The organism is Candidatus Poribacteria bacterium (assembly GCA_021162805.1).
Taxonomy (GTDB): domain Bacteria; phylum Poribacteria; class WGA-4E; order B28-G17; family B28-G17; genus JAGGXZ01.
Genome location: JAGGXZ010000211.1, coordinates 1 through 7,899, shown reverse-complemented (window position 1 = coordinate 7,899; position 7,899 = coordinate 1). Strand labels below are relative to the sequence as shown.

The 7,899-nt window shown below is 53.1% G+C and carries 7 protein-coding genes; 1 reads left to right on the top strand and 6 read right to left on the bottom strand.

The features are described 5' to 3' along the window. From J7M22_17270 to J7M22_17255, 4 genes are all read right to left on the bottom strand, one after another. The coding region (locus tag J7M22_17270) for a hypothetical protein (GenBank protein MCD6508356.1) at positions 1 to 775 on the bottom strand (775 nt) is incomplete at its 3' end. Beyond that, positions 772 to 1,761 carry an alcohol dehydrogenase catalytic domain-containing protein gene (locus J7M22_17265; GenBank protein ID MCD6508355.1) on the bottom strand — a complete coding sequence of 330 codons (990 nt, stop codon included), beginning with the start codon at positions 1,759 to 1,761 and terminating at the stop codon, positions 772 to 774. The genes J7M22_17270 and J7M22_17265, both read right to left, overlap by 4 nt. A 157-nt stretch (positions 1,762 to 1,918) precedes the next feature. Then, a complete protein-coding gene (locus J7M22_17260; GenBank protein MCD6508354.1) occupies positions 1,919 to 3,760 on the bottom strand; it encodes a T9SS type A sorting domain-containing protein in 1,842 nt (613 codons plus the stop codon). Positions 3,761 to 3,863: 103 nt separating this feature from the next. Beyond that, entirely contained in the window at positions 3,864 to 6,107 is a 2,244-nt protein-coding gene (locus tag J7M22_17255) for a hypothetical protein (GenBank protein ID MCD6508353.1), read from the bottom strand. A 177-nt stretch (positions 6,108 to 6,284) separates the two neighbouring features. Between J7M22_17255 and J7M22_17250 the strand changes: the two genes are divergently transcribed. After that, entirely contained in the window at positions 6,285 to 6,467 is a 183-nt protein-coding gene (locus J7M22_17250) for a hypothetical protein (protein ID MCD6508352.1), read from the top strand. A 10-nt stretch (positions 6,468 to 6,477) separates the two neighbouring features. Here J7M22_17250 and J7M22_17245 read toward each other — a convergent pair whose 3' ends face one another. After that, a complete protein-coding gene (locus J7M22_17245) occupies positions 6,478 to 7,491 on the bottom strand; it encodes a hypothetical protein (GenBank protein MCD6508351.1) in 1,014 nt (337 codons plus the stop codon). A 99-nt stretch (positions 7,492 to 7,590) separates the two neighbouring features. Next, on the bottom strand, positions 7,591 to 7,899 hold a 309-nt coding region (locus tag J7M22_17240; GenBank protein MCD6508350.1), incomplete at its 5' end, for a hypothetical protein.

Here is a 7,899-nt window from a genome sequence, read left to right as displayed (position 1 = left end):
GGATGCTGAACGGCATCAGATACCTCGCGACATCGGGCTTGTGCAGGTCGAAGGCCGATGCCTTATCCCTCCAGCGCCTGGCGATCTCGAGGCTTATCTGAGCCGGATCAGCCGTGTCGAACTCAAAAGCCGTTTCGACCTTGAAGCCGGCGGTGATCCAGTTGGAAACATCAGCTCCCCTTCTCGCAACTGTCCAGACGGTCTCAACGCCCATCTCCCGCAACCGCCTCAACTCATCGGCATTGAGCTCGAGCGGCACCGCCCACGCACGGCGATATACACATTCAGGATACAGCGCCGCAATCGTCGGATACGCCCTCTCATCGAACGCAACCATGCTCTTTACCCTCCCCGTGCCGAGAACCCTCCCCATCCTTTCGTAAAGACCGATCAGGTCGTCCTGACAATCGATCACCTCTTCAGCTCCTGAGCGGATCAGTGAATCAAATATCCTCACCTCCCCGATGCGGACGACGGTTGTGTTAAACGTCACCAAGGCACGTGCTATTTTCTCAGTGTGATGCCCGCCGATGACCGTGCTGCCGTGTGGTGCGAACAGTCCGCCTTCGCCGTGTTCTGAGGCGTAGTATGCATCGAACTCCACACCTCCCTCCTCGCACATCCATCCCAGGGTCATAGCAGCCAGATCCTTTTTCGGATCGTCAACTCGGCTGAGCATCAGAACCAAGGGTCGGCGTGGATGTTTCATCTCATCCATGTCATCTTTACCTCCAAGTGCTATGAGCAGGCTTAGGAAAAGATAGACACCGCTCATGACGGCTCCACCACCACCTTGACGGCGTCCCCCGACATAGCGGTTTGTATCGCTTGGTCGAATTGGTCGAGTTTAAAGCAATGCGTGACGAGCTTCTGGAAACGCTCATCGGAGGCGAACATACGGAGAGCTTTACGGAAAGTGGTTCGGGTGTGGGCGAATACCCCTTGGATGCGTATCTGTCCGAACACGATCCCGTTCCACGAGAACTGAACTGGCTTCTCGGCTATGCCGAGGGCGAGCAGCGTCCCGCCTTTACGGAGGAGACGGAGGGAGAGGTTGACCACCTCGCCGCTTCCGACGGCGTCGATGCACAAATCGAGTCCGCCGCCGATGGCTTTGATCACATCCCCTTTTCCGTCGACGACCTTTTCCAGTCCTATTTCCCTCGCCAGTTGAAGTTTGAACTCCCTGATGTCCACCGCATAAACCTCATAGCCCGATCTCGTCAAAGAGATAGCGGCGCTCATCCCCAGAGCTCCAAGGCCGAATACAGCGACCCTCTCCACGCCCGAAAGGTCTATCAGATCCAGGCCGTTGAGCATGACGGCAACCGGGTCGCAAAGGGTGGCGGTACGGAAGTCGACGTTTTGAGGCATGAGGAGCAGGTTTTTGGCAGGCACCCTGACCTTCTCTGCAAAGCCGCCGTCGTATTGGCAACCGATAACCCCCTTGAACTGCGGACAGAGGTTGGGTTGACCTGAAACGCACCAGCGACATTCGCCGCAATCTAAGACTGGGTTCAAAACCACACGGTCGCCGACTTTGACGTTTTTCACACCTTCGCCGACCTCAAGCACGACGCCGGCGAGCTCATGACCGGGGATGCGATCCTTCGATGGTTTCCCCTTATAATCGTGGAGATCGCTGCCGCAGATGCCGCAGACCCTCACCTCGACCAAAACCTCGCCCGGCCCTGGCGGAGGTGGATCGGGCACATCGGCGAGCACCCATCGATAGGCATCCTTGGCTAGGATAGCTTTCATGCTTTTCTTCCTCCTCGACGAAAAGTTTCAGGGGGCAACGCCGCGTTCACGGGGCAAGACACTCGACCTTTAATTATACCTTTGGGCTCGGAATGTGTCAAATTTTCTTCATATTTTGGTGATAATATATGAAAATATTTTTCGCAAGCTTCGCCGATCATCTTCTGATCACCATCCTCCTGGTCTCCGAGAATCCCCCGGCGCTGAGGGTGTAAAAGTAGACCCCGGAGGCTACCTCCTCCCCATGTTCATCCCTTCCGTCCCAATATGCGGCCTCCTCCCTGCTGGTGTAATACCCCGCTCGTTTGCGCCCCAGATCAAACGTCCTCACCAGCCTGCCCTTTACGTCGTAGATTCGGATCAGCACGTCGGTCTCCCTTGAGATCTGATAGGGTATCCAGGTTTCAGAGTTGAACGGGTTGGGGAAGTTCTGAAGCAGGGCCGTTCTCATCGGCCGATCAGCAAGGTCGGCGGTTCCCATGTTCTTGATCGTCCCATATCCGGTGAGGAGATTTCCCTTGGGTGATACGTCTATGATCCGTTCAAACGGTATCTTGAAGATGAAGAGATCGCCCGCGTCGGTGAAGTAGACGGTATCGCCGTCCAGATAGAAGTCCCAACCGAAAAGCGGCGCGTCGAACTCCGCCACGATCTTGGGGTTACGAGGAGCGGACAGATCTATGACCGTAAACCCTTTGGCATCAGCCGCCAGTAGGGCATCGTCGATGACCTTCAACCTCCATATCCCTCCTCGCCACCTTCGTCTATCCTTCAGTTGAAGAGTTGAGATCACCTTGGGATTTTTCACGTCCATGACGTCAATTATCTTTATCCCGTCTTTACAGCTAGCGATCAGATACCGTCCCTTAACGGCGATCCTCCCTGCCTTTACGTCTATATGGGAAATTGCCCTGGGCTTCATCCTCCTAACATCCCATGCGTCCAGGACAGTTATCCCCCTTGCTCTCTGCACTACAAAGGCGTATCTCCCGCTCAGCGCCACGTCTATGGCGCTCGCCATCGCTATTTTCCTAAGCGGTTCTACATGCGTTCTCGGTTTGGCTTCTACGAAAGCGTTGAGATCGAAGATCTCAAGATATTCATCATCCTCGGCGATGAAGATAAGACCGTCCTGAACGAGCAATCTCTCGCAGAATATGCTCTCGACGAATAAAACGTCCGACTCACCCGGTTTTCGGGGATCGGATACGTCGATGCGGAAAAGGTAGTTACCGTTGATCAGAACCTTATTCTCAGGGAGAAGGGCTATCCCCTTTCCATGACACGCTATGTTTTGGGAGGAGACCAGCTTCGGGTTCGCCTTGTCCTTTACGTCCACCACCACTAGACCGCTGTTATGGGCTATGAAGGCATAACCGTTGGAGACCACCACACCCGACTGATAAAGTCCCGTGTAATATTGAGGGTGAAATATTATCTCCGAGAGCATCCCACCTTCTTCAAGCTTGGCGAGCGAGGGTGAGAATCTGTCATCAGCTATGAAGACCCATCCATCGCATACTTCGATGTCCCTCGCGATGGTAGTTGAAACGGGCGCCGCTAGACTTCGTCGGGAGATTTCCCTTACCGAATTTAGATCGGATATGTCGAGGGAGGCAACGCAGTAATCGTATCCTATCAGGGCGTATCTACGGTCGGGCGTAACGGCAACCGAGTAGACGTTATTGCCGTATGCCTTTCGGAAGATCAAGCTTGGATTTTTAGGGTCCTTCAGATCCACGGCGACCAATCCAGCAGCCCCACAGGCCACCAGAGCCGTCTTTTCATCTATGAACTCTATATCCCTCGGAGGTTCCCTCACGGATTCCGGGGTCTTGATTTTAGATATGGGAACCGGATTTCCGGGATCAGATATATCCATTACCACCAGACCATCCTCCCCTGCGGCTATAAGCATGTGTTTTCCGAAGATTGCGAAGCCATCCACAATCTTGGGATCGCTCACGTCCACCACGAGCAGACCGGCGTCGAAATCCACCCTGTTGGTGTTGTTCAGATAGACAACTCAAGCTCCATCCCCCAAGCAAAGGAGCAGAGCAGGATGAAAGCGAAAATGTATTTCATGGAACCGCCTCCAGATCTCATTTTAGCACCGTCATCTTTCTAAATCCGGTTTCCGGGGAAAGCATCCGATACAGGTAAATCCCGCTTGACACGCTTTCCCCGTGCATGTTCCTACCGTCCCAATAGATGGCTGAGTTTCTTCCGGTGTAATCTCCTGGCCCTTTAACGCCCACATCCAGCCTTCGGATCAGATACCCGCTCAGATCGTAGATTTCGATGATGACATGCCTTCTCTCCCTTAACCTGAACGGTATCCAGGTCTCGGCGTTAAAGGGGTTGGGGAAGTTCTGAAGAAGCTCAGCCGTTTTGCCTTGAACGTGAGGCGTCGGAGCTGGATCTATCAGATCCCCCGTCCTCCATATGGATATCCTGCCCTTTTCGTCCACGATCGAGATCGTTTGACCGTCGGCGCTCAGATCAAAGCTCAAGCAACTCGGAACGCTTGCCACCGTTTTCCTATCCCTTAATCTCCATATTACAAGTTCCCTATCTCTACTTATGAAGAACAGATATGCTCCGTCGGGACTGAACCTCACCGGCCCTCCGCCTGGGATCCTCTCGATCAATCGGAGCTGTGGAAACCTCCATAACGTTATCTTCCCCTCCGCGACCGGATATGTGGCTATGGCCATAAGGCCGTATCTGATCGCCACGAAGTTTACAACCCCCTTCCCATGTTCATAGCTAGGAAGGCGATTAACCCTTCTGTAGCTTCCCACACCGCTTCTTTTGAACACCTCGATTCCTATCCCCTTCAACCGTTTATCCTTGGCGATGAGAACGAAATATCTCCCATCCTCGGAGAATCCCTCACATTTGATCCAGTCGAAGGTGCTGCGGATCGCCCTGTACCTCTTCACCCCTCCCAATCTACAAATCCTGAGTGGTGTGAAGGATCGCCAACCGAACATGATCATCTCGTTCCCATCAGGGCTGATAGGAGGTGGGAAAGGCGGGATGTAATGTAGCATGCCGGTCTTCAACTCGGAGACGATGCCCTTTTCCAGATCCACCTTCTTCATTCTGTCTCCAAGGATGGCGTAGGCATATCTGCCATCGGGCGAGATCACGACGGAATATGGAGGATCGTCCATGAGATGAATTCGACGTATCACCCTTCCGGTTTCCACATCCCTGATAATCAACCTGTTATATGAGGAGATCAGATATCTTCCATTGCGGATGAGGTTGTGCTCGCCCAGAGAATAATCCTCGATTCTTCCGATCAATTTGCCCTCCCTCAGGCTCCATACGGATATATCGCCCATGAAGAGAAGGAGCACCTTGTCGTTGTCGGGGCTGACGGCTATCCGATCCGCTTCGAGGAAATCAGGCGACGGTATGAAGGATATCCTCCCGTCCGGACTCCAGACGGCGATCGAGTTCTGCCTGCCCTCAAGGATCGTGAGCAGCCTTCCATCGTGGGTGAAAGCGATGGATCTATCACGTGAGATCCGATACATGCCTGTGCCCTTGGAGCAGCGGAGGGAGTCGATCAGCCTGCCCGTTTTCAAATCCCATATGTTCACCTGACGATCCACCTTCGACATCGCAGCGAGCATCCTCCCGTCGTCGCTCACCGCAAGCCGATGCTGCCAGTCGTATAATCCCTTTTTGGCAAACCTCATGACGACCTTCCCCGTCGTGAGGTTCCAAAGCTCGACCTCCCTTCGGTAGGATGCGACGACGAGATATCTGTCGTCGGGGGTGAACGTCACGTCATTGGTGTCGTCCTTAGCCTTAAATGTATAGGTGTGGGTGCCGGTGCCGACAGATTCGGCTCGTGATACCTCCCGGATAATCGTCCCTCGTATATCCTCAAGCTTTTTCAGCGCTTTGCCCTCCTCCACGCTCCAGATCCACAGCTCATCTCCCTTCGGGATGGCGATAAGCCTGCCGTCATGACTTATGGCGAAGCTCGAGATGCGATGGCCGGGATGAATCGAGGAGAGCTTTTCCAACTTCTCCCCCTTCATCCTCCAACACACCAGATCGCCGCCGATCTTCGTGAGGAGGATCCCGGAGGAGGAGACATCCAACGCCGAGACCTTGACCCCTTCTATCGGGCTGGCGACCCATCTCAGAGAGACAGGGTCAATCAGATCGAGGCCGTTCGTCGTGGCGACCATGATGTATCGCCCATCGTGGGAAAACATCACATCTTTGACATACCCCTTCGTCAGATACCTCACCGGTTCAAGCGCCGAGGAGGAAACGGTTGAAAGGAGGAACAGAACGATCAGAACATAGGTGTATTTCATCTTCGCACCCCCTTTGTCCCGGTATGTCATCCGAGCATATCTCCCATGAAGCAACTTATGTGCCATGAGGATCAGGCCGTTTATCGGGGGTTCTGAGGGCCAAGGTGCACGAAATGGGGCAGATTACACCCAAGATGCACGAAATGGGGCAGATATAGAGGTTGGGACGATTATATCTTGAAACTCGAGTGCGAGGACGAGGGAGCTAAGGAAGGCGATACGATTAAATTCCTCATAAACGGCGTGCCCGCTCTCCCCCTCGGGCCGGACAAGCCTATATGGAAGGCGGGAAAGACGTCTAATATAGACCTGATGGGCTCAAGATACTTCAGATTCATCCCACCTAGCCGTAAACCTTGACAGTATCCCCTCACCTATTCTGCTTTATGCTCCCCCAGATGGTGAGCAGCTCGCCTAAATTACCTATAGGATAAGGCTTTCTGGGAGATAACTTCAATCTCCACACCCCGCTGGACGTGCACACGTAGAGGTAATTCGGGTCTGAAGGGTTAATCGTCATCTCGAAGATCACCCCGACATCCGAGAATCCCCTTCCCAACTCACGCCAGCTCCCCCCACCGTCATCGCTCTTGAAGACCCCTATCCCCCTCAACCCCGCATATACAACCTGAGGATCTATCGGGTCGACCAGCAGGCAATTTACACTCGCCCCAGGTAAACCCCTGTTTCTCAGATCCCAGGTCCTTCCTCCGTTCACGCTCTTATAGACCCCTCTCTCACCACAAAAGTAGACCACGTTCGTATGAACGGGATTGATGGCCACGTACCAAACCCTATCGTTGATTATCCTCTTCCACCTCTTCCCCGAATCCGGGCTTTTAAAGCCATGTGTGGAGAACATAGCCGCGTATAAGAGCTCAGGGCGTTTAGGGTCTATGACTATTCGATATGGGTGTTCGCTCATCTTGACCAGAAAGTCTATCATCTCCCATTTCCTTCCACCGTTTTCGGTCATGTATTGTCCCGCGTAGACGATGTTTGGATTTTTGGGGTTGATGGCCACCGTAAAGGCTGTGTTATTCATACCGGTTTTCCCCCAGTTCTCTCCGCCGTCCTCGCTCCTGTACACCCCTCCCTCCGTCGCCGCGTAGATAACCTTGGGATCATTTGGGTTTACGGCGATGGAATATATCCATGCCATGGAATGGATTCCCTTGTCCGTCCTTCTCCATCTCCTCCCATGATCCGTACCTTTGTACAATCCCTTGGTTATGGTTCCTGCGAAGACGGCGGGGCTTGAGGGATCTGGAGCTATACATTCAACCCTCATGCCATCCAACACCTTCTCCCATCTCGGTTCATCGGGATGGGACATGGCCAGCGATGTCAAGAGCATAAGCGATATGAATAACATCCTTCTCATCTCGCCGACACCTCCTTGTCATGACTTGAACATCTCATCTGCTATCTGCCATCGCGTATATGCTATCTGCCCTCGTGGTATAAGAGGACGAATTTATCTTTATGATTGGTGATGACGATCTGAAGGTGAAGTCCCACATTCAGCTGCTCTTCTTCTATCATCCGGCCTGATAAGCCTTATTATCCCCCTCTTTTCAGGGGTTATCTCCTCGATCAGCCTGCGGTATATCTCCCTCTCGTAGTCGGTGGTCGGATTGAACTTCGAAAGCAGTATCCTTATATCCTCCTCGTATAATATGTTTGTAAGGGAAGAGCTGTTTAATCTTCCCTTGATAGCCAAGGGAATCCCTGGCATACTATAAATACCCAGGGAGGAGAGCGCTTCACCTCCTTGTTGCACCCCTAGGGT